16 protein-coding genes are annotated in these 21,991 nt (G+C 70.8%); 7 read left to right on the forward strand and 9 right to left on the reverse strand.

Translation table 11 applies throughout. The features are described 5' to 3' along the window. Positions 1-6: 6 nt before the first annotated feature. Positions 7-966, forward strand: coding sequence for a LysR family transcriptional regulator (locus tag ACZ4UU_RS34630; protein WP_471907350.1), 960 nt, complete (start codon positions 7-9; stop codon positions 964-966). On the opposite strand, the gene ACZ4UU_RS34635 is transcribed toward ACZ4UU_RS34630, so the two are convergent. The 5 genes from ACZ4UU_RS34635 to ACZ4UU_RS34655 are packed head-to-tail and all read right to left on the reverse strand — an operon-like array spanning position 938 to position 8,120. Further along, on the reverse strand, positions 938-3,061 hold the full coding sequence (locus ACZ4UU_RS34635; RefSeq protein ID WP_471907351.1) for a glycoside hydrolase family 127 protein: 2,124 nt from the start codon (positions 3,059-3,061) through the stop codon (positions 938-940). The genes ACZ4UU_RS34630 and ACZ4UU_RS34635 overlap by 29 nt on opposite strands. 40 nt (positions 3,062-3,101) lie before the next feature. Next, on the reverse strand, positions 3,102-4,976 hold the full coding sequence (locus ACZ4UU_RS34640; RefSeq protein ID WP_471907352.1) for a glycoside hydrolase family 127 protein: 1,875 nt from the start codon (positions 4,974-4,976) through the stop codon (positions 3,102-3,104). 34 nt (positions 4,977-5,010) lie between these two features. After that, positions 5,011-5,832: a carbohydrate ABC transporter permease gene (locus ACZ4UU_RS34645; protein ID WP_471907539.1), complete on the reverse strand. Its 822-nt coding sequence runs from the start codon at positions 5,830-5,832 to the stop codon at positions 5,011-5,013. Positions 5,833-5,873: 41 nt separating this feature from the next. Then, complete coding sequence (locus tag ACZ4UU_RS34650; protein WP_471907353.1) at positions 5,874-6,755, reverse strand: carbohydrate ABC transporter permease; 882 nt, start codon at positions 6,753-6,755, stop codon at positions 5,874-5,876. A gap of 36 nt (positions 6,756-6,791) precedes the next feature. Then, positions 6,792-8,120 carry an ABC transporter substrate-binding protein gene (locus ACZ4UU_RS34655; protein ID WP_471907354.1) on the reverse strand — a complete coding sequence of 443 codons (1,329 nt, stop codon included), beginning with the start codon at positions 8,118-8,120 and terminating at the stop codon, positions 6,792-6,794. Positions 8,121-8,292: 172 nt separating this feature from the next. Here ACZ4UU_RS34655 and ACZ4UU_RS34660 point away from each other — a divergent pair, with 172 nt between their 5' ends. The 3 genes from ACZ4UU_RS34660 (at position 8,293) to ACZ4UU_RS34670 (ending at position 14,208) form a co-directional block, all read left to right on the forward strand. Further along, a complete protein-coding gene (locus tag ACZ4UU_RS34660) occupies positions 8,293-9,327 on the forward strand; it encodes a LacI family DNA-binding transcriptional regulator (RefSeq protein ID WP_471907355.1) in 1,035 nt (344 codons plus the stop codon). Between the two features lie 106 nt (positions 9,328-9,433). Next, the gene (locus tag ACZ4UU_RS34665; RefSeq protein WP_471907356.1) at positions 9,434-12,706 is read left to right on the forward strand and encodes a discoidin domain-containing protein; all 3,273 of its coding nucleotides are present in this window, start codon (positions 9,434-9,436) and stop codon (positions 12,704-12,706) included. Further along, entirely contained in the window at positions 12,703-14,208 is a 1,506-nt protein-coding gene (locus tag ACZ4UU_RS34670) for a family 43 glycosylhydrolase (RefSeq protein ID WP_471907357.1), read from the forward strand. The genes ACZ4UU_RS34665 and ACZ4UU_RS34670 overlap by 4 nt, the downstream gene beginning before the upstream one ends. On the opposite strand, the gene ACZ4UU_RS34675 is transcribed toward ACZ4UU_RS34670, so the two are convergent. The 4 genes from ACZ4UU_RS34675 to ACZ4UU_RS34690 form a co-directional block, all read right to left on the reverse strand. Then, positions 14,205-14,480 (reverse strand): hypothetical protein, encoded by a 276-nt coding sequence (locus ACZ4UU_RS34675; RefSeq protein WP_471907358.1) that lies wholly within the window; start codon positions 14,478-14,480, stop codon positions 14,205-14,207. The two genes, ACZ4UU_RS34670 and ACZ4UU_RS34675, sit on opposite strands and share 4 nt — an antisense overlap. A gap of 36 nt (positions 14,481-14,516) precedes the next feature. Further along, on the reverse strand, positions 14,517-14,693 hold the full coding sequence (locus tag ACZ4UU_RS34680) for a hypothetical protein (RefSeq protein WP_471907359.1): 177 nt from the start codon (positions 14,691-14,693) through the stop codon (positions 14,517-14,519). Between the two features lie 65 nt (positions 14,694-14,758). Further along, positions 14,759-15,841 carry a sugar ABC transporter substrate-binding protein gene (locus ACZ4UU_RS34685; RefSeq protein WP_471907360.1) on the reverse strand — a complete coding sequence of 361 codons (1,083 nt, stop codon included), beginning with the start codon at positions 15,839-15,841 and terminating at the stop codon, positions 14,759-14,761. A gap of 20 nt (positions 15,842-15,861) precedes the next feature. After that, the gene (locus ACZ4UU_RS34690) at positions 15,862-18,372 is read right to left on the reverse strand and encodes a SpoIIE family protein phosphatase (protein ID WP_471907361.1); all 2,511 of its coding nucleotides are present in this window, start codon (positions 18,370-18,372) and stop codon (positions 15,862-15,864) included. Positions 18,373-18,724: 352 nt separating this feature from the next. On the opposite strand from ACZ4UU_RS34690, the gene ACZ4UU_RS34695 reads away from it, so the two are divergent. From ACZ4UU_RS34695 to ACZ4UU_RS34705, 3 genes are read left to right on the forward strand one after another with little or no spacing between them, the layout of a single operon-like run. After that, positions 18,725-19,813 (forward strand): substrate-binding domain-containing protein, encoded by a 1,089-nt coding sequence (locus tag ACZ4UU_RS34695; protein ID WP_471907362.1) that lies wholly within the window; start codon positions 18,725-18,727, stop codon positions 19,811-19,813. Positions 19,814-19,867: 54 nt separating this feature from the next. Further along, on the forward strand, positions 19,868-20,641 hold the full coding sequence (locus ACZ4UU_RS34700; RefSeq protein ID WP_471907363.1) for an ATP-binding cassette domain-containing protein: 774 nt from the start codon (positions 19,868-19,870) through the stop codon (positions 20,639-20,641). Beyond that, positions 20,635-21,939 carry a sugar ABC transporter permease gene (locus ACZ4UU_RS34705; protein ID WP_471907364.1) on the forward strand — a complete coding sequence of 435 codons (1,305 nt, stop codon included), beginning with the start codon at positions 20,635-20,637 and terminating at the stop codon, positions 21,937-21,939. The genes ACZ4UU_RS34700 and ACZ4UU_RS34705 overlap by 7 nt, the downstream gene beginning before the upstream one ends. Positions 21,940-21,991 lie beyond the last annotated feature (52 nt).

The raw sequence follows: 21,991 nt of genomic DNA on the forward strand, positions 1-21,991 counted from the left end.
GCGGGCGTGGACCTCAACGCCGTGCGCACCTTCGTCGCCGTCGCCGACGCAGGCCAGTTCCAGAAGGCCGCCGTCGACCTGGCTCTCACCCAGCAGGCCGTCTCCAAGCGCGTCGCCACCCTGGAGCGGGAGATCGGGGTGCGGCTGCTGACCCGCACTCCGCGCGGGGCCGAGCTCACCATCGACGGGCAGGCTTTCCTGTCCCATGCGCGGGCGCTGCTCCAGGCCGAGGAACGGGCGCGGGCGTCGGTGCGTCCCGGGAGCCGTGCCCTGCGGATCGACGTGGTCGGCCGACGGGTCTCGCTGGCCGGGTTTCTGCGCGACTTCCACCGTGCCCACCCCGGGATCGCCCTCGACATCGTGACGCTGCCCGGCGCGGAGGAGGCCGTCGCGGCCGTCCGGGACGGCGTCATCGACGCCACGTTCCGGGCGGTCACCATGCCCGGACAGCGGATCCCGGACGGCATCGAGTTCACGCCGGTCCACGACGAGCCGATCCACCTGTTCACCGGCCCCTCCCACCCCTTCGCCCGCGCCGACGCGGTCTCCCCCGCCCAGCTGGCCGGGCACCGGATCTGGATGCCGGGCAACGTCCCCGGCGCGGAGTGGACCGCGTACTACGACGCGCTCGCCGCCGACTTCGGGCTGAGCATCGAGGCGACCGGCCCCAACTTCGGGGTCGAGGCCCTCATCGACACGATCGCGGCCTCCTCGACCCTGGCGACCTTCCTCGGCACCCAGACGCCCCTCGTCTGGCCCGCCGGCTACGACATGCGGCTGATCCCGCTGCGTGACCCGACGCCGGTCTACCCGCACTCGATCCTCTGGCGCGCCGACAATCCGCACCCGGCGCTGACCGCGGTGCGGGAGTACCTGGCCTCCGTCCACCACGACCCTCCGGACGGCGAGGTGTGGACACCGCAGTGGGCCCACCGCTCTACGAACGGCTCCTCAGGTCCGCGCTGACCGCCGCCGCGACGACCCGGTCCCGTTCGGCGGAGGTGAACAGGGCCTCGGTCTGCCAGGCTTCGGCCAGTGCGCGAACCGCCGCCACGAAGCTGCCCGACGACGCGAAGGGCGCCTGCTTCCAGAGGACGTCGAGGAAGGTCAGGCCGTCGCCGCGAGCGCGGTTCGGGACACCGGAGTCGCTCGTGCCGAACACGACGACGGGTTCGGCTCGCCTGAAGTAGGCGTGGTAGCGCGCGTCGTCGGCGAGGTGGAAGGGGGCGAGGGTGAGGCCGTGGGTCGTGAAGTGCAGCGGACGGCCCTCCGGGCGGATCGCGTCGGCGAGATCGCCCCGCAGCGTGAAGTCCTTGTAGAAGGAGAACTCCCGGAACTGCGCCGCGTCGCTGCGCGCGACCAACAGCACCGGGCCGTGGAACAGCGACTGCACACCGGGGTCGTCCAGCGCTCGCTCGATGCGCAGACGGTAGGGCGCGCTGACGCCGACCCGGTCGCCGCGCACCCAGTTCCTGCTCAGGGTGAGGTACGTGCCGGGCGTGGCCGCGACTCGTTGCCGCACCCCGTTGACGGTGACGGTGAAGCCGCCGGTCGCCCAGGAGGGCACCCGCAGTTTCAGGTCGAGCCTGCCGCCGCCCTCCCGGAACGTCAGCGTGCGGACCCCCTCGGCCGGGAAGTCACTGGTCTGCTCGATGACGAGACCGCGCTCCGGCCAGCGCAGCGTCGAGGCGAGGTAGAGGTTGACGTACAGCGCGTCGCCGTCGGCGGAGCGGAAGTAGACCGAGTCCTGGTACTTGGTGTGGTTCTCCATGCCGGTGCCACCGCAGCAGGTGCCGGTGTTGCCGTACTCGCGCACGACCCCCGGGCCCATGCCGACGAAGTAGGTCACCTCGGGACTGCTCGTGCTGCGGGCGTCCCGGCGGGAGGCGAGGATGTGGTTGGTCAGGCCCCGCTCGTAGTAGTCCATGTACGCGGGGTCCGGTGCGCGGAAGAACAGCTGCCGGCTCAGCTTGAGCATGTTGTACGTCGCGCAGGTCTCGGCGTTGTTGGCGTCCAGCGTGGCCGCGATGGCGCCCCGGGCACGGAACATCTCGCCCTGCCCGGTGCCGCCCAGGCTGTACATGCGGGTGCCGGTGACCATGCCCCAGAAGTTGCGGGCCGCGGCGGCGTACGTCTCCTCCCCGGTGTGGTCGAACAGCCTGACGTACCCGGTGAACTGGGGGATGTGCTGGTTGGCGTGCCGGCCCTCCAGGATGTCCCGGTCAGCGGCGCAGGCGTCGAGCAGCGCCGTGTTGTCGAAGCAGCGGGCGGCCGCGAGGTGCTCCTGCCGTCCGGTGAGGGCGTGCAGGTCGGCCATCACCTCGTTCATCCCGCCGTACTCACCGGCGATGTAGATCGACCACATCCGCTCCAGCTGGGCCTTGGGCAGCCGGCCGAGTCGGCTGTGCACCCAGTCGCCCATCCCGGAGACGACGCGCAGCGCCTGCGCGTTGCCCGTCAGGGTGTGCGCGTCGAGCAGGCCGCGCATGATCTTGTGGCAGGTGTAGTAGGGCGCCCAGATGGTCGGGTAGGTGGTGTAGCTCTCCAGCAGGATGAACTGTGTCTCCGGGTACGCCGCCAGATAGCCGGGGTGGCTCGGTCTGGGGTCGCCGTGCTCGGCCAGGGCCTGCCGGCACTCGTCGAGCGCGGCGACCAGGTAGTCGAGCTTGGCCTTGAGGGCGGCCTCGCGGGTGTCGGCGTACGCCTGGGCGAGGAGGGTGAGGAAGTGGCCGGCGTAGTGGCCGCGCAGATTGCCGTCGAAGGTCTCCCAGCCACCGGGCGGCCTGGCGCCGCGGGTGTCGAGCCCGGCGTTGGCGCGGAAGACGGCCAGGATGCGGTCGGCCGGGTAGGACCGGGCGTAGTCGAGCATCAGGTCGCGTTTGCGGCGGAAGACGCCGGCGCCGAGGGTGACCTGGTCGAGGGGGAAGGGGTGTACGGCCCAGGAGGGCGGCGGTACGGGGGCGGCGGCGTACGACGCTGTGGTCAGCTGCGTGAGGGGGACGGTGACCGCCGTGGCGGCGGCGATGCTCAACACGCTTCTGCGGGTGGGGGGTTGGGCCATGCTCGGACTCCGTTCTCGGTCTCGTCGCTTCGAGGGCCGGTCAGTGCTCTGTGGTCGGCAGCCATACGCGCATCGTCGAAGGGCCCCGGTTCGCCCAGGAGTGGTACGGCACCAGCACGACCCGGTGCGGCTCGGCGGGGGACGGCCCGGCCTGTCCCGGCGATCGGTACGGCCAGGCCCGGTCAGGCTGTTCTCCCGGTCCGGCCAGTTCACCGGCGGCCACCACGGTTGCGTCCGGCCCGTCCGCCGGCTCGGCGTGCGGATCGACCCGTACGGCGTCGACCTCCCGCCCGTCCGGAAGGTCCACGGACTCGGCGCAGTACACCAGCGGACCGCGCTGGACGGCGACGGTGCCGCGTACCGCGTCGACGCGGGGGTCCGGTGCGATCCAGCGTGGTGTGACGGGCAGTTCGAGCCGGATCTCGTCGCCGGGGCGGAAGGCGCGGGTGACCGTGGCCGTGCCCGGTGCGACGGTACGGCGGGCCCCGTCCGCGTCGACCAGCGAGGCGGTGGCGCCCTCGGTCCACGCCGGGACGCGCAGTGAGAGGGTCCAGGGCCGGTCCGGGGACCGGGCGATGCGCACGGACACCGTCCCGCCGGACGGGTAATCGGTGCGGACGCGCAGGGCGATACCGCCGGTGGTGATCTCCGCGTCGGCGTACTGGTGCAGTTGGATGCCGTCGTCGGACGCCGTGGCGAGGTACGCCGGCAGCGCGGCCAGGGTGCGCGCCACGTTCGTCGGGCAGCAGGACACGGCGAACCAGGGTGCGCGCAGGCTCGACTCGGCGCGCGGACTGTCGGTGTCCGCCGGCGGGACGGTGCCGCGGCGGCGCCGGTGCAGGGTGTTGGCGTAGAAGAAGGCCCGGCCGTCCTCGGCGGGGGAAGCGGCGACGACGTTGAACAGGGTGCGTTCCGCGAGGTCGGCGCAGCGGGGCTCGCCCGTGGCGAGGAGCAGGCGCCAGCTGAGCATCACGGAGGCGACACCGGCGCAGGTCTCCGAGTAGGCGCGGTCCGGGGGCAGTACGAAGTCGTCGCCGAAGGACTCGTCGCGGTGGTGCGAGCCCATGCCGCCGGTGAGATACGTCCGCCTCGCGATCGTCGCCTCCCACTGCCGTACGACCGCCGCGAGCAGTTCGTCGTCGCCGGTCTCCACGGCCACGTCGACCGCTCCGGCCGCGAGGTAGAGGGCACGGACGGCGTGGCCGCGCAGGACGGTGGCCTGCCGTACGGGGATGTCGTCCTGGTAGTAGGCGCGGCCGAACTCGATGTCGGCGAGTGTGCCGTGGCCGCGGCGGTCGACGAACAGGGCGGCCTGGTCGAGGTAGCGCTGTTCGCCGGTCACCCTCGCCAGTTCGACGAGGGCGGTCTCGATCTCCGGGTGTCCGCAGACGCCCTCGACGCCGCCGGGCCCGAACGTGGCGCACACATGGTCGGCGGCCCGACGGGCGATCTTCGTGAGCTCGCCCTCGCCGCTCGTGCGGGCCTGGGCGACCCCGGCCTGGATCAAGTGGCCGTAGCAGTACAGCTCGTGGCCCCATTCGAGGTCGCTGTAGCGGGGCTGCTGGCCGGGCCGGCCGAAGGCGGTGCCGAGGTAGCCGTCCGGTTCCTGGGCGTGGGCGATGGTCTCGGTCAGGGCCGCCACCTCGCTGTCGTGGCGGCCCGCCCAGGCCATGGCCTCCAGCAGCTTGTAGACGTCGGAGTCCGCGAACTCCCGGCCGCGCCGGTCGCGTTGGATGCGTCCTTCGACGGCGGCGCGGAAGTTGCCGATCCAGCCGACGCGTTCCATCCACTCGCGGCAGTGGTCGAGCGTGGCGGTCGCGTTGACCTCGCGGTACCGGGCCCAGAAGCCTCCGGTGATCCGCACCTCGCCGAGTCCGAGCGGCCGCAGCCGACCACGGCTCGGTGCGACCGGCACGACGGGCGATCCCTCCGTGTTTGCCTTCAACGCATCATCCCTTCAGCGCGCCCGACATGAAGCCCCTTACGTAGTGCCGTTGCAGCAGCAGGAACACGAGCAGACAGGGCACGGCGAGGACCACGACGCCCGCCTCGGTGGCCCCGTAGTCGACGGCGCCCATGCTCTGCTGGCGCAGGTTGGCGACGGCCAGCGGCAGGGGCGCCTTCTCGCTGTCCGAGATGAGGATCAGGGGCGCGATGAAGTCGTTCCACGCGGCGAGGAACGCGAAGAGCCCCACGGTGATCAGCCCCGGTTTCACCGCCGGAAGCAGCACCCGGCGCAGCGCGCCCGCCGTGCCGCAGCCGTCGACGAGTGCCGACTCCTCCAGTTCGCGCGGCACCGCCTCGAAGGAGATCCGCATCATGAAGGTGGCGAACGGCAGCTGGAACATGGCCAGCACCAGACTCAGCCCGATCAGCGAGTTCTGCAGGTGGAGACGGCCGAGCAGCACGTAGAGCGGGATGAGGAGGGTGGCGTAGGGGACCATGAGGATGGCCAGCGTCAGCAGGAACAGCAGGTTCTTGCCCGGGAACTCGAAGCGGGCGAAGGCGTAGCCGCCGAGCAGGGAGACGCCGAGGGTCAGGGCGACGGTGAGCGCGGAGACGACGGTGCTGTTGAGGAGGTACTGCCCGAGGCCGGCGTCGTAGTCGAGCAGCGTGCGGTAGTTGCCGAAGCCGTAGCCCGATTCCTGCGCGGTGCCGGGCTGGGCGCTGACCGAGGCCCAGGCGTTCCACAGCAGCGGGAAGAGGAAGATGACGGCCAGGCCTCCGGCGACGACGTAGTACGGAGTCCGGCCGAGGGCTCGGGTGAGCACCGGGGTGTCCCTTCTCCAGGCGGGGTGGCGGGCGGGGTGGTTCATGACTCGTCGGCGCGGCGCAGTCCGCGGAACTGGAGGGTGTTGAGCAGGAGCAGCGCGGCCAGCACGATGATCGACAGGGCCGCCGCGGTGCCGAGGTCCAGGCGCTGGAACGCCTCGCGGTAGACCAGCTGCACCACGGTGACGGTGCTGTTGTCCGGTCCGCCCTTGGTGAGGACGAAGAACTGGTCGAACGCGAGCAGCGATCCGGTCACGCAGAGCAGCAGGGACAGGGCGAGGGACGGTTTCAGCAGGGGCAGGGTGATGCCGCGGAAGATCTGGCCGCGGCTCGCGCCGTCGATGCGTGCGGCCTCGTACACCTCGTGCGGGATGCGCTGGAGGCCCACGAGCAGGATCAGCATGTAGAAGCCCGCGAACTTCCACACGACGAGGAACACCGTCGACAGCAGCGCGGAGTTCGGCGAGCCGAGGAAGGACACCGGGTCGTCGACCAGGCCGAGTTTCTCCAGGGCAGGGCTGAGCGGTCCGGTGGTGGGGCTGTACAGGCCCCAGAACAGCAGGGAGGCGGAGGCGAGGCCGAGGGCGCCGGGCAGGAAGTAGACCGTGCGGAAGAACCCGGCGCCGGGGCGGGACTCCTGTACGAGGAGGGCGAGCAGGAGCGCGAGTCCGAGGAGGACGACCGTGACGATCCCGGTGTAGAGGAGGGTGAAGCGCACGGCGGGCCAGAACAGCGGGCTGTCGGTGACGTCGGTGTAGTTCTCGGGGGCGTTGGCGCCCTGGTCCCCGGCGAGCAGCGGCCAGTCGTTCAGGGACATCTGCCCGACGAGCAGCAGCGGCAGCAGGAAGAAGACGGCGACGAACACGGCGGTGGGGGCGGCGTAGCCGAGCCCCTGAACCTTGCGTGACGCCTTCACCCGCATGGCACTCCCGTCAGTCGGCGAAACCGGTCAGCGAACTCAGTCGGCGAGCGAGGCGCTGACCGCGTCGTTGTCCTTCTCGACGGACGCCCCGTCACCGAAGACGGCGTCGCGCATCAGGGTCAGCCAGGGCCCGTTGGGGTCGTTGAAGGTCTGGCCGAACTTCAGCGCGTACGGGGTGTGGCCGTCGGCCACCAGCTTGTTGATGGTGACCAGCCGCGGGTCGGCGGCGGAGTACTTGTTGGACGCGAGGTCGGTGCGCGCCACGACGTCCTTGTGCGCGGCGACGACGTCGACCTGTGCCTCGTCGCCCAGGGACCAGGCGAGGAAGTTCCAGGCCTGGTCGGCCGACTCGCTGGTGGCGGAGATGCCGATGGCGTCACCGCCGACGAAGGTGGATCCGCCGCCGTCGGGTCCGGGGATGGGGGCGACCCCGAGGTCGAGGTCCTTGGGCATCAGGCCGAGGGTGGTGGACGGCATGGGCATCACGCCGACCTTGCCCTTGGGGAAGACGCCGGTCCAGGTCGTGCCGGTCTCGTCGCGGGCGCCGGGGGCGACGATGTCGTCGTCCACCCAGCCTCGGTAGGTGTCGTAGACCTTCTTGGCGGTGGCGGAGTCGAGCTTCGCCTCGGTGCCGTCCTCGTTCAGCACGTCGTCCCCGGCGGCCCAGATCGACGGCCACCAGGTGAAGACCCCGCAGCCGCCGCAGTTCCCGCCGAAGAAGGTGCCGTTGACGCCTGAGCCCAGCGCGTCCACGGCGCGCGCCTGTTCGTCCCACTCCGCGAGGGTGGTGGGCGGCTTCTCGGGGTCGAGCTTCGCCTGCCGGTAGAGGTCCTTGTTGTAGAAGAGCACCGACAGATCGAGGGTGTGCGGGACGACGTACTTCTTCTCCTCGTACGTCCCCGCCTTGATGTGTGACTGGGCCAGGTCGTCGGCGAAGGGCAGGGCGTCGATGCGGTCCGTGAGGTCGGCGAAGAGGCTGCTGGAGGTGTAGTTCGGCACGAACACGACGTCGGAGGCGAACAGGTCGGGCAGGTCGCGGGAGCCGGCGGCGGCACCCACCTTGGCCTGGTAGTCGTCGGTCGGGATGACCGTGAGTTCGACCTTGTTCTCGTGGCTCGCGTTGTACGCCTTGACGAGGGCCTCGCTCTGCGGCCGGGTCGCGGCGCGCGTCCACATCGTCAGCTTCGTGCCGTCGTCGACACCTTTCGCGTCGGCGGCCTTGCCCCCGCCGCCACTCGAACCGCTGTTGCCCGAACCGCCGTCACCCGACCCACAGGCCGTGGCCAGTCCCATGGCGGCGATCAGGGCGACGGCCGCGGTGACGAGGCGGCGGACGGGTCCCTGTGATCCGGCCGGGCTCCCCATGACGATCCCCCTCCGTAGCGAACACCCCGGAAGAAACGAGCCGAAAAGGCTTTCAGCAAGCTAGAACCGAGCTGAATGCCCGTCAATCCCCCGCGCAGCAGAACCACTTCAGGTGAGCTACCGAAAATTCTCGCGTACGGTTTACGCACGCGACGCGAGACAGGAGCCACGCATGACACCCGCCGCCGACCCCTCCCGTTCCTCGCGCACCGCCACCCTCACCGACGTCGCCCGGCTGGCGGGTGTGTCCGTCGCCACCGCGTCCAAGGCGCTGAACGGCCGCAGCCAGGTGCGCGCCGAGACCCGGCAGCGGGTCGTCGAGGCGGCCGAGCGGCTGTCGTTCCGGCCCAACCAACTGGCCCGCGGTCTGCTCGCCGGGCGGACGGGAACCGTCGGTCTGCTCACCAGCGACCTGGAGGGCCGGTTCGGCATCCCGATCCTGATGGGCGCCGAGGACGCCTTCGGCGCGGGCGAGGTCGCGGTGTTCCTGTGCGACGCCCGGGGTGACGCGATCCGCGAACAGCACCATGTGCGGGCCCTGTTGGGGCGCCGGGTCGACGGCCTGATAGTGGTCGGCAGCCGCACCGATCCGCGCCCGTCCCTGGGCCGAGAGCTGTCCGTGCCCGTCGTGTACGCGTACGCCCCGTCCGACGATCCGGCGGATCTGTCCATCGTCCCGGACAACGTGGACGCCGGCCGGATCGCGGTGCAGCACCTGCTGACCTGCGGGCGTACCCGGATCGCGCACATCACCGGCGACCCGGGCTATCTCGCGGCGCGGGACCGGGCGGACGGGGCCCGGGCGGCGCTGGCCGAAGCCGGTCTCGCCCTGGTCGACGAGCCGCGGTTCGGGGCGTGGTCGGAGGGCTGGGGGCGGGCGGCAACCGCGCTGCTCCTCGACCGGCATCCGGATGTCGACGCGGTGCTGTGCGGCAGCGACCAGATCGCCCGGGGTGTCATGGACGTCCTGCGCGAGCGGGGCCAGCGGGTGCCGGAGGACGTGGCGGTCATGGGCTTCGACAACTGGTCGGTGCTGACGTCCGGTTCACGTCCGCTGCTGACCAGCGTCGACATGAACCTGGAGCAGGTCGGCCGCGCGGCCGCGCAGGCGCTGTTCGGCGCCATAGCCGGTGGCGCACCGCGCTCGGGGGTCGAGGCGCTGCCCTGCCGTGTGGTGATCAGGGGCTCCACGGCCCCCCTGTCCTGAACCGTACGTTCCCCGAACTCGCGCCACCACGACCCCTCTTGACACTCCATCAGACCGCTCCTACGTTGCGAAAACCTTTTAGGTCGTTTCAGCAAAGGGGAGCCCGATGCGAAGACGAACAGAGCCCGGCATACAGCGCCTCCTTCTCGCCCTGGCCCTCCTGGTCTGTTCCGTCATCACCGCGGCCCCCGCCCACGCCGCGCAGACCATCGGGTTCCCCGCCTTCAGCGGCCCCGCGATCCCGGCTCCGCCCGTCGCCCACACCTCCGGCGACATGATGAAGGCGATCTACGACGCGGAGAGTTCGGGCACCGACTTCTGGATGGACCGGCTGCTGGCCCGCTCCGGCGACGACCCGGCCGGGCCCTGGCTGATGAGCCGGGGCCGCGCGCTCTTCATGAAGGAACACGACCCCGCCCGGCTCGGGTTCGGCGGCAAGGTCGCCTACTGGGAGAGCATCACCGGCAACCACGCCTACACGGTCGCCGTCACCCCGGGCACCTTCACCGAGCAGGTCCCCCAGCGCCGGCAGACGCCGAGCCATTGGAAGAGCGTGCACACGGCAGGTTCGGTCACGGTCGAGCAGACCAAGTTCATCACCGACAACAACGTCGCGGTGACGAACCTGTCGATCAGGAACAACGGCGGCAGCCCGACCACGCTGCAACTACGGGCGACTTCGCCGTACGCCACCACAGGCACCGGCGGTGAACTGACCGGACAGGTGAACGCCTACAACAACCTCACCACCCTCCGCCCAAGGCTCACGGGCGACGGATTCACCGCCTCCGGTGGCGGCCTGAACCGCTCGGTGACCGTCCCGGCCGGAGCCACCGTCACCACCAAGGTCGTGATGGGCTTCGTCACCGACGAGATCCCCGAGTCCCGCACGGAGTACGACGCCTACGCCGGCTACTCGCCGGCGACCGCCTTCGCCACTCACGTCCGGGCCTACAACCGCTGGTGGGCGCAGAACGTGCCCTACATCGACGTGCCCGAGCCCGCGATCAAGAAGAACATCTACTACCGCTGGTGGCTGATGCGCTTCAACCACCTCGACGCCGACATCCCCGGACAGACCTTCCAGTTCCCCACCTCCACCGAAGGCGTCCTCGGCTACAACAACGCGATCGCACTCACCCAGCCCATGCACATCGACGACCTCAAGTACCTGCGCGACCCGTCCTACGCGTACGGCGACTGGCTGAGCGTCGGCCAGACCTCCAAGGGCGGCCGGTTCCTCGACAACCCGGGCGACCCGGAGAACTGGTCCAACAGCTACACGCAGTACATCGCCGAGGCGGCCTGGAAGAGCTACCAGATCCACGGCGGCCAGCCGGGCATCGCCGCCAACCTCGCCCGCTACGCGGAGGGCGACGTCAAGGGCCAGCTCGCCCACTACGACCACGACGACAACAAGCTCATCGAGTACGACTGGGGCGCCCTGACCGGCAACGACGCCGACGCGGTCTCCTTCCACTGGAAGCCCGGCAACATGGACCGCGCCGAGTCGGCCTACCAGTACAGCGGCGCGCTCGCCGCCGCTCAGGCCTACGAGGCGATCGGCAACGCGGCCAAGGCGAGTGAGATGCGCACGCTCGCGAACCAGATCAAGGACGCCATCGTCGACGTGCTCTGGAACCCGGGCCGGCAGTTGTTCGAGCACCGGTTGAAGTCGACGAACGAGTGGGTGCCCTGGAAGGAGATCAACAACTACTATCCGTTCTCGGTCGGAGCCGTCCCCAACACCGCGACGTACCGGCAGGCCCTGCGCCTGTACGACGACCCGGCCCAGTACCCGGTCTTCCCCTTCTACACGGCCAACCAGGTCGACAAGAAGGCGGCGGCCGAGGCCGGGGAGCCCGGCTCCAACAACTTCTCCACGATCAACTCGACCGTCCAGTTCCGGCTGTACTCCTCGGTGCTGCGCAACTATCCCAACTCCTGGATGAGCGCGACCGACTACAAGAAGCTCCTGTACTGGAACACCTGGGCGCAGTACGTCGGCGGCAACACGCAGTGGCCGGACGCCAACGAGTTCTGGGCCGACTGGGACGGCAGCTCCATCGACTACCGCTCCTGGATCCACCACAACATCCTGGGGAGCAGCAACTGGACGGTGATCGAGGACGTCGCGGGGCTCCGGCCGCGCAGCGACGCCAAGATCGAGCTGTCCCCGATCGACATCGGCTGGTCCCACGTCACCGTCAACAACCTCCGCTACCGGGGCGCCGACCTGTCCGTCGTCTGGGACGACCCGGCCGACGGGGTGGTGCGCTATCCCGGCATCCCGGAGGGCTACTCGATCTACGTCAACGGCAACCGGGTCGCCACGGTGGGCTCGCTGGTGCCGTTCACCTGGGACCCGGCCACGGGTGACGTGACCACGAGCGGCACGGTCACCCACCACACGGCCGTCCCCGGGCTGAAGGCGCCCAACCAGGTCGTGCAGGACAGCCCGCGCATGGTCGACATGCTCGCCAAGGCCGGTGTCGACCTGACCGCCGATCTGACCAACCTCGCCGCCGGGGCCACCGTGTCCGCCTCGTCCACCGGGTCCGGGAGCACCGCCGCCGGAGCGGTCGACGGCTACCCCACCAACGAGCCGTTCTGGGGCGCCGGCGGATCGGCGGCCCAGGACTGGTACGAGCTGAACCTCGGGACCACACGCGCGCTCAACGAGGTGCGGCTGTACTTCAAGGACAGCCGTCCGGCGAGTACGACGTACCGGGCTCCTTCGGCGTACACCGTCCAGTACCACAACGGCAGTTCATGGGTGGACGCCCCGGGCCAGACGAAGAGTCCGGCCGCGCCGCGCGCCAACTACAACCTGGTGCGGTTCCCGGCGATCACTGCCCAGCGTGTCCGGGTCCTGGCCACCAACGCCTCCGGCGCCAGGACGGGCCTGACCGAGGTCAAGGTGTTCAACCGGGGCGGCGTCCAGCCCCCGGCCAACCAGGCCGCCTCCGCCACCGCGACCGCCTCGTACACCTCCCCCTGGGAGAACGTCACCGCGGTCAACGACGGCATCGACCCGCCCTCGTCCAACGACACGGTCAACCCGCGCTGGGGGACCTGGCCTCAGACGGGCCAGCAGTGGGCCGAGCTGACCTGGCCGTCGGCGAAGACCCTGAACAGGGCCGACGTGTACTTCTTCGACGACGACCAGGGCATCGACATGCCTGCCTCCTGGAAGCTCCAGTACTGGAACGGCAGCGCCTATGTCGATGTGCAGGGCGCGAGCGGATATCCCCTGGCCAGGAACCAGTACAACGGCGTCACCTTCACCGCCACGAACACCACACGGCTGCGTGTGCTGCTCACGAGCAACGGCACCAACTCCGTCGGCCTCCTCGAAGCAAAGGTGTACGGCCCGTGACCCGATCCCGGTATCCCGCCGCGCTGCTCGCCGCGCTGACCCTGGCGGTCGCCTTCCTGGTGGCGCCACCCGCCTCCGCCGCCGTCGCCTTCACCTCGACGGGCGTCAACCAGAACGGCGGCAACTGCCTGGACCTGCCGGGCGGTTCGACGACCACCGGCGCCCAGCTGCGCGCCTTCGCCTGCTCCTCCGGCGCCGCCGGCCAGAACTTCACCTACACGCCGGTCTCCGGTACGAGCGACACGTACACGATCACCACGCGGTCCGGTCAGTGCGTCGACGTGTACGGCGCCTCGACGGCGGACGACGCGGCGATCATCCAGTGGCCCTGCCACGGCGGGACGAACCAGCGGTGGCGGCTCGTCCCGGTTTCGGTCTCCGGTGTCGACAAGACCTTCAACCTGGTGTCGGTCGGCTCGGGCAAGTGCGTGGCCCCGAGCGGCGGTTCGTCGGCGTCCGACACCGATCTGGTCCAACTGCCGTGCTCCGCTGGGAACGGCAGGGTGTGGCGGCTGCCCGCCTTCACCGGCGGCGGCACGAGCGCGGGCACCTTCACCAATCCGCTCTCCCAGCACGGCCCCGACCCCTGGCTGACGTACCACGACGGGTACTACTACCTCGCCACGACGACCTGGAACTCGACGGTCACCATGCGCAAGTCCCCCACCCTGGCGGGACTGGCCACCGCCCCCGACCAGGTGATCTTCAACCTGACCCGGCCCAACGGGGCGGGCACGATGTGGGCGCCGGAGTTCCATCTGCTGGACGGCCCGAACGGCAAGCGCTGGTACTTCTACTACACGGCCGGGCGCGAGCCCTTCGACCTGGGCACCCAGCGCATCCATGTGCTGGAGAGCGCCGGCCTTGACCCGATGGGCCCCTACTCCTTCAAGGCCGACCTGCTCGACCCGGCCCAGGACAACACCTGGGAGCTGGACCCGGGCATCCTGCAGCTCAACGGCCGGCTCTATCTGCTGGGTACCTTCTACAACGGCTCCCAGCCGATGTTCATACGGCCGCTGTCGAACCCCTGGACGGCGAGCGGCACCCGGCGGATCCTTTCCACCCCGACGTACAGCTGGGAGACGGTGGGCGGCGCGGTCAACGAGGGCGCCGAGGTGCTCCAGCGGGGCGGGAAGACGTTCATCGTCTACTCCGCGAGCCACTGCTCCACGCCCGACTACAAGCTGGGCATGCTCACCCACAACGGCGGTGACCCGCTGGACTCCGCGTCCTGGGTCAAGTCGCCGAACCCGGTCTTCCAGCGGTCCAACGCGGGCGGGGTGTACGGCCCCGGCCACAACGGCTTCTTCAAGTCGCCCGACGGGACGGAGGACTGGATCGTCTACCACGCCAACAGCTCCGCGAGCGGTGGCTGCGACATGAACCGCAGCACCAGGGCGCAGAAGTTCACCTGGAACGCCGACGGCACTCCGAACTTCGGCACCCCGGTGGCCCTGGGCGTCCCGCTGGCCGCGCCGTCCGGCGAACGGGCCGACTAAGGGGTCCAGGCCGCCCCGAGGAGGGCGGCGATGCCGAGGACTCCGACGGTTCCGAGCAGCGTGCCGAGCGTGGCGGTCCACATCCGGCCGACGCCCTGGCGGGCGTAGTGCATGCCCGCCGCGCCGAGGGTGACGGCCAGGCCGCCGGCGATCAGCGCGAACGGGGAGAAGACGAAGGACGCCAGAGCGGCGATGACGCCGAAGACGAGCGCGGTGGGTCCCAAGGCGGCGGCGGGCGAGTCGTGCCGGGCCGCGACGATCGGATCACGCATTACCAGTACCCCCAGTTTCTGAACACGTTCAAAGTATCACGGGGTACTGAGATCGTCCCCCCGTTCCCCCTCGGCCTGGGAGGGCTCGGTCCTGGGGACGTCCGGGTGCTGCTCCATGCCCGCGCGCTCCGCGGGTTCGTCGCGTTCGCCCTCGGCCTGGGAGGGGGTGTGCGAGTACAGCCAGCGGTCGTAGTCCGAGGCTCCGGTCTTCATGGCTGACCTCCCTGGGTCGCTCCTCTTCCATGCTGCTCCCGGGGCCTCGCGCCGACCAGTCGTCCTCACTCGGTGAGGCCGATGTCGTCGCAGGCCGAGCGGAGCGCCGGGGTGCAGATCTGGTCGACGGTGTAGCGGCCGGCGTCGACGAGGGTCTGCTTCAGGTTGTCGGCCGTCACCAGGTTGGGGGTGAGCAGGATGGACGGGATGTCCTCGGTGGTCGGGCTGTCGGTCGTCGTCGTGGAGACGTCACGGGCTCCCTCGCCGCGCCCCACGGCGACGGCCATGGCGGCGGCCGCCGCGGCCTCCTTCTCGAACGGTTTGTAGACCGTCATGTACTGCTCGCCCTCCACGATGCGCCGTACGGCCTCCAGGTCCGCGTCCTGGCCGGTGATCGGCGGGAGGTCCTTGACACCGGCGTTCTTGAACGCGGAGATCACACCGGCGGCGATGGCGTCGTTGGCCGCCACGACGCCGTCGATGCGGTCCGCGCCGAGGGCGGAGATCGCGGCGGTCATGTTGGCGTGCGCGTTCTCCGGGCTCCAGCCCGCCGTCTCGTACGACCGGGCGATCTTCGCCTTGCCCGAGATGACGGACATCGCGCCGTTGCGGAACCACGCCGCGTTGGCGCTGCTCGGATCGCCGTTCATCATCACGACGGTGCTGCCCCTCCCCCGCTCCGCCATGGCCTTCATCAGCGCCTCGCCCTGGAGCCGGCCGACCTGTGCGCCGTCGAAGCTGACGAAACCCGAGATCGGGCCTTCGGCGAGGCGGTCGTAGGCGATGACCGGGACTCCGGAGCTCCGTGCCTCCTGGATCGAGGAGCGCATCGCCCTGCTGTCGGCGGGGTCGAGGATGAGGACCTTCGCGCCGTTGGTGATCATCGAGATCATCTGCTGCCGCTGCCGCGCGGCGTCGCTCTCGGCGTTGGCGTACACCATCGTGCAGTCGGGGCACAACTCCTTCAGCCGCTGTTGGATCAGGGGCTTGTCGGAGTGCTCCCAGCGCGGAGTGACCCGGTTCGGCAGGAGCAGGCCGACCGTGAAGCTGCCCGTGCCCGCTCCGTCGTCCTCGCCGCAGGCCGACAGGGAAACCGTCATGACTCCCGCGACGAGCGCCGCGATCACGTGCAGCGTACGGGTCCTCATCGCAGCTCGCCTCGTTCCGTTCAGAGCCTCGAGTCGGCGGGGTCGGGTGCGCCACGGTCCACGGTGACCTCGCTCCACACCTGCTTTCCGCCCGCCACCGGCACCGATCCGCAGGAGTCCGACACCGCCTCGACCAGGAGCAGCCCGCGGCCGCCGGTCGACTCCCAGTCCACGATCACGGGCTTGGCGGGGGCGCGCGGCGAGGAGTCGCTCACGCAGACCCGGACCCGGTCCCCGCGGAGCATCAGGTCGAGGCGTACGGACCCCTGGGTGTGCACCAGGGCGTTGGTGACCAGTTCGGACACGACGAGCAGCACCGCGTCGGCCGCGTCCTCGACGTCCCACCGGCGCAGGGTGCGCGCGGTGAAGCGCCGGGCGTGCATGACGGCGTCGGGCAGCCGCCACACCACCCAGCCGGCCCGGATCGGCCTTGTCGTCATGCCGTCGTAGCGCAGCAGCAACAGCGCCACGTCGTCCTCGCGCCGCCCGAGGTCGCCGAGCAGCGCGTCGGCCATCCGGGCCGGATCCGCGGGGTCGGCGGCGGCGAGCGCGGTTCGGGTGCGTTCCATGCCCACGTCCAGGGGCAGGTCGGCGGCCTCGACCAGACCGTCGGTGACCAGGGCGAGCACGGTGCCGGGGGTCAGGGCGACCGCGGTCATGGGGAACTCCGCCTCGGCGAGGACCCCCAGCGGGGGCCCGCCCTCGACCTCCACCTCCTCGGTACGGCCGTCCGGGTGGCGCAGCAGCGGGGAGAGGTGCCCGGCGCGGACGACCAGGGTGTTGCCCTCCTCCATGTCGAGTTCGACATAGCAGCAGGTGGCGAACAGGTCGGTCTCCATGCCGACGAGCAGCCGGTTGGCGTGGGAGACGACCACGTCGGGCGGGTGGCCCTCGACCGCGTACGCCCGGACCGCGGTGCGCATCTGGCCCATGATCGTCGCGGCTCCGGCGCTGTGCCCCTGGACATCGCCGATGACCAGCGCCACCCGGTCCTCGGACAGGGCGATGACGTCGTACCAGTCGCCGCCCACCTGAAGACCCCGTCTGGCGGGCAGGTAGCGGGCGACGGCGGTGCCGCCGGGGAGTTCGGGCAGGCGCCGGGGCAGCAGGCTGCGCTGGAGCATCGTCGCGAGTTCCTGCTCGGCGTCGTAGGCGTGTGCCCGCTTGAGGGCCTGGCCGATCAGGGCCGCGGTGGCGGTGAGCAGGGACCGCTCCTCGGGGATGAACTCGTGCGGCTGGTCCCAGCCGACCAGGCACACTCCGGCGACCCGGCCCTTGGCGGGGAGCGGCAGGACGGCCAGGCCTCCGGCACCGATGCCGGCGAGCCCCGGTTCGAGGGCGGTACCGGCGGGCCAGAGGTCCATCCGGCCGTCCCGCAGGGCCAGTTGCAGGGTCGGCAGGGCGCTGACCGGTGCGTCGGGCCATTCGGAACGCCACTGGGCGCGCCACAGCTCCGGCCAGGCGTCGGGCTGGGGCGGGTCGAGCAGGGTGACCACGAGCCGGTCGTCCCGGACGTCGGCGAGCGCCACCCGGTCGGCGCCCAGGGGCTCGCGCAGCGCGGCGACCGCCACCTGGCCGACGTCCCGGACCGTCAGGGCATCGTCGAGTACGGCGGTCAGCCACTGGATCCGGGAGACGTCGTCGGCGCTGCGGCTCTTGACCGAGGTGGCCGTCACCACGCCCAGCACCTGCTCGGGCTGCTCGTCGGTGTGCCCCAGCACCCGGCAGATCAGGCTCAGCCAGCGCATCTCACCGGTGGGGCAGCGGACCCGGAACTCCAGTTCCCGTCGGCCGGGCGCCTGGGCGGACGGCTCCAGCACCGACATCAGCGCGGGCATGTCCTCCGGGAGGGCGTGCGCAAGCAGGGTGTCGGCCTTGCCGTCGAAGTCGTCGGGCGTGGTGCCGACCAGTTCGAGCAGGGTGCCGTCGGCCTCGATCAGGCCGGTGTCCGGCACCAGGACGAAGGTGCCGACGCGCAGACCGCGCAGGGCCCGGCTCAGCAGGGACGGCTGCGCGGGCCGGCCGGACTCGGCCAGCAGCAGGCCGGCGACCGCGTCGGCGTACCGCTCCAGGAAGCGCTGCTGTCCAGCGTCGAAGCCGTCGGCGGAGGTGCCCACGACGACGAGGCAGCCCAGCCGGGTGCCCTCCCGCTCCAGGGGCAGCGCGCCGAGCGAGGCCGAGCGGGCGCGCGGGGGCGTGGGGGCGCCCACGGGGTAGGAGGCGAGGGCCGCGGCGTTCAGCCACAGGGGGCGGTCGGTGCCGAAGGCGTGGGTCGCGGCCGAGCCGCCCGACACCGACAGCCGGTCCGGCAGCCGGTACTCGGGGGTGGCACCGACCGTTTCGATCAGCTGAAGCTCCTCGTTCCCGGCGGTGGGCGCGTATACGGCGGCCAGCGCGGCTCCGGCGAAGGTCAGGGCGCGGTCACTCGTGACAGGCTCCGGCTCCGTAGGCGGTGAACCGGTGCCCGCGGTGCCGACCTCCCATGCCCCCGGCGCCGAAACTCCGGTCCGGGCACGGCCGTCATGAGGCATGTCCGCGCCTACCTCCCGTCCGTGCCGGAGGTGCCGAAGGGGATCGGGGCACCACCTCCCGCCGCCCCGGTCGCTTCCACACACCAGAATCGCATATATGGATGATCCCGACATATCAGCCTGCGGCTTCTCGGTGGTTCCCAGCTTGTTCCTCGCCGGTGGCCCGCTCCCCGGGACGCCTTCGCTGCGCTCGCAGATCACCGCGGCCGGTGTCAGACTGACCACGTGGTCGTCCTGCCACGTCCAAGAACCCGGCCCTTGTGCCTGGGCCGGCCCCGTACCCGCACACGCGTCCCCGACACCATGAGCGCCTCCTCGCCACGCCGGGCGAAGGACAAGGGAGGTCTCTCACATGAAGGCCCGCATCCGGAGCGCGGTTCTCGCCCTGACCGCCGTTTCCACGGCCGTGGCCCTCGGGGCCTGCGGAGCGGGCGGGGGGAGCGACTCCGCCGAGGGGGACGCGCCGATGATCGGGGTGCTGCTGCCGGACGCCACCACGGCGCGCTGGGAGACCCGGGACAAACCCCTGCTCGACGAGGAGATCAAGGAACGGTGCCGTGACTGCACGATCGAGCAGGCCAACGCCAAGGGCGATGTGGCCCTGCAGCAGGAGCAGATGAACTCGATGATCACCAAGGGCGTCGACACGATCCTGCTCGTGGCGGTGGACGCCAGGTCGCTCGCCGCATCGGTCAGGAAGGCGGTGGAAGCAGGCATCCCGGTCATCGCCTACGACCGCCTCGCCGAGGGCCCGATCTCCGGTCATGTCTCCTTCGACGGCGAGGAGGTCGGCCGGCTCCAGGGCAGGGCGCTGCTGGAGGCCATGGGCGAGGAGGTGCCGGGCGCCCAGATCGTGATGATGAACGGCGACCCCATCGACCCCAACGCGGTCCTCTTCAAGAGGGGCGCACTGTCCGTGCTCAATGGGAAGGTGAAGATCGGCAAGGAGTACGACACCCTCCAGTGGCGCACCGAGGCCGCCCACCTGAACATGTCGGCCGCCATCTCCGCCCTCGGTGTCGACAACATCCAGGGGGTCTACGCCGCCAACGACGGCCTCGCCGCCGGCAGCATCTCCGCCCTCAAGGCCAACAAGGTGGACCCGGTGCCGCCGGTCACGGGGCAGGACGCCGAACTCCGCGCCGTGCAGCGCATCGTCGACGGCGACCAGTACATGACCGTCTACAAGCCCTTCGAGCCCGAGGCGGCGGCCGGCGCCGCCATGGCCGTGGCGGCGGCCCGCGGGGAGAACCTCGACCGGGTGGGCAAGGACGAGGTGACGACGCGCGGTGGCCGGCGGGTCCCGGCCGTCATGCTCACCCCGGTCTCCGTGACCGTCGGCAACATCAAGGACACCCTGGTCAAGGACGGGGTGTACACGATCCGGCAGATCTGCACCCCCCAACTCGCAGCCGCGTGCGCCGCGGCCGGGCTGACCTGACATCCGGTACGCCCACGCCCGGATGTCCGGATCCATGGGAAGGAGGTCGTCTCCGTGTCCACTCCCCCACTGCTGGCCCTGCACGGCGTGTGCAAGCGTTACGGCGCCGTGGAGGTCCTCGTGGACATCGAGCTGGAGATCCACGCCGGCCAGGTCGTCGCCCTGCTCGGCGACAACGGAGCCGGCAAGTCCACGCTGATCAAGGTGATCTCCGGGGTCACTCCCGCGGACAAGGGCGTCATCGAGTGGGAGGGCCGTACGGTCCACATCAGGCGCCCCAACGACGCCCGCGATCTCGGCATCGCCACCGTCTTCCAGGACCTGGCGCTGTGCGGGAACCTCGATGTCGTCGGCAACCTGTTCCTCGGGCGGGAGATCCGCAGGTTCGGGTTCCTCGACGAGATGGAGATGGAGCGCCGCACCCTCCAGCTGCTGCAACAGCTGACCAGGGGGGTTCCGGAGCTGCGCGCCCCGGTCGTGTCGCTGTCCAGCGGTCAGCGGCAGACGGTCGCCATCGCCCGCTCGCTCCTCGGCGACCCCCGGCTGCTCCTCCTGGACGAGCCGACGGCGGCACTGGGCCTGCAGCAGACCACCGAGGTGATGGACCTCGTCGACCAGCTGCGCGACCGCGGCCTGGGCGTGCTGCTCATCAGCCACAACATGGGCGACGTCAAGGCGCTCGCGGACCGGGCCGCCGTGCTGCGGCTCGGGCGCAACAACGGCTTCTTCGACGTGAACACCGCCTCCCAGGAGCAGATCATCTCCTCCATCACCGGGGCGACGGAGAACACGCCCCGCCGGCCGGCCCATCAGGAGGCGGGATGGTGAAAGGGACGCGCGACCGAGCGGACGATCCGCAGGCCGACGCCACCGCACCCACCGCCGAGGCCCGACCGGCGGATCGCGGACCGGCCGTCGCCCGTGCCATGGAGGGCTGCGCCCGTGCCCTGGAGAGCTCGGTCGCCTTCTCCCGGCGCAAGCTGCGGGCCGGCGAGGTGGGCTCCCTGCCCGTCGTCCTCGTCCTCGCCGTCGTCTGGATCACCTTCCAGTCCCTCAACTCGAACTTCCTCTCGCCCAGGAACCTGTCCAACCTCAGCGTGGACATCGTGGGCACCGGTCTGATCGCCGTCGGTATCGTCTTCGTGCTGCTGCTCGGCGAGCTCGACCTGTCGGTCGGGTCGATCAGCGGACTCGCGGCGGCCGTCTTCGCCGTACTGAACGTGAACAACGGCGTGCCCGAATGGCTCGCCCTCATCGTCGCGGTGCTGGCCGGCACGGCGGCGGGGACCGTGCAGGGCTATTCCTTCGCCAGAACCCGGGTGCCGGCCTTCGTCGTCACACTGGCGGGGCTGCTGACCTGGAACGGGCTCATGCTCTACATCCTGGGCACCAGCGGCACGATCAACCTCGACGAGACCGGACTCGTCGCCGACCTGACCAGCTACTACTTCACCAACGACGCCGTCGCCTACGGCCTGGCGGCGCTCTCCGTGGGCCTCGTCTTCCTGGTGTCCTACCAGGACCGGCGGCGCCGCACGGCGGCCGGCATGCCGCACCGCTCGCTCCAGATCATCGTGGTGCGCACCGGCGGGCTCGCGGTGATCGCGTTCGTCACCGCGTATCTCCTCAACCGCTTCCAGGGCCTGCCGCTCGCCCTGCTGATCTTCCTGGTGGTGGTCGCCGGCCTCGACGTCATCCTGCGCCGCACGCACTACGGACGGCAGGTCTACGCCCTCGGCGGCGGGATCGAGGCGGCCCGCCGCGCCAGCCTCCATGTGACGCGGGTGCAGACCGCGGTGCTCGCGGTGTCGGGCACGATGGCCGCCGTCGGCGGGCTGTTCCTGGCCTCGCGCATCACCTCGGTGAGCCAGAGTTCGGGCACGGGCGTGCTGCTCCTCAACGCCATCGCGGCGGCCGTCATCGGCGGCACCAGTCTGTTCGGCGGGCGCGGCTCCACCTGGTCGGCGGTGCTCGGCATGCTCGTCATCCAGTCGATCGCCTCCGGCATGGCGATCACGGACACCCCCGCGGCCGTCCAGTTCATGATCACGGGCGGCGTGCTCTTCGCCGCCGTGGTCATCGACGCGCTGTCCCGCCGCTCGCAGGAGGCACATGGCCGGGCCTGACACGGCCGTGCCCGTCACCCGCCAAAGGGGCGGCGCGCACGCGATGCTCAAG

This window comes from Streptomyces sp. NPDC028907, assembly GCF_055564995.1.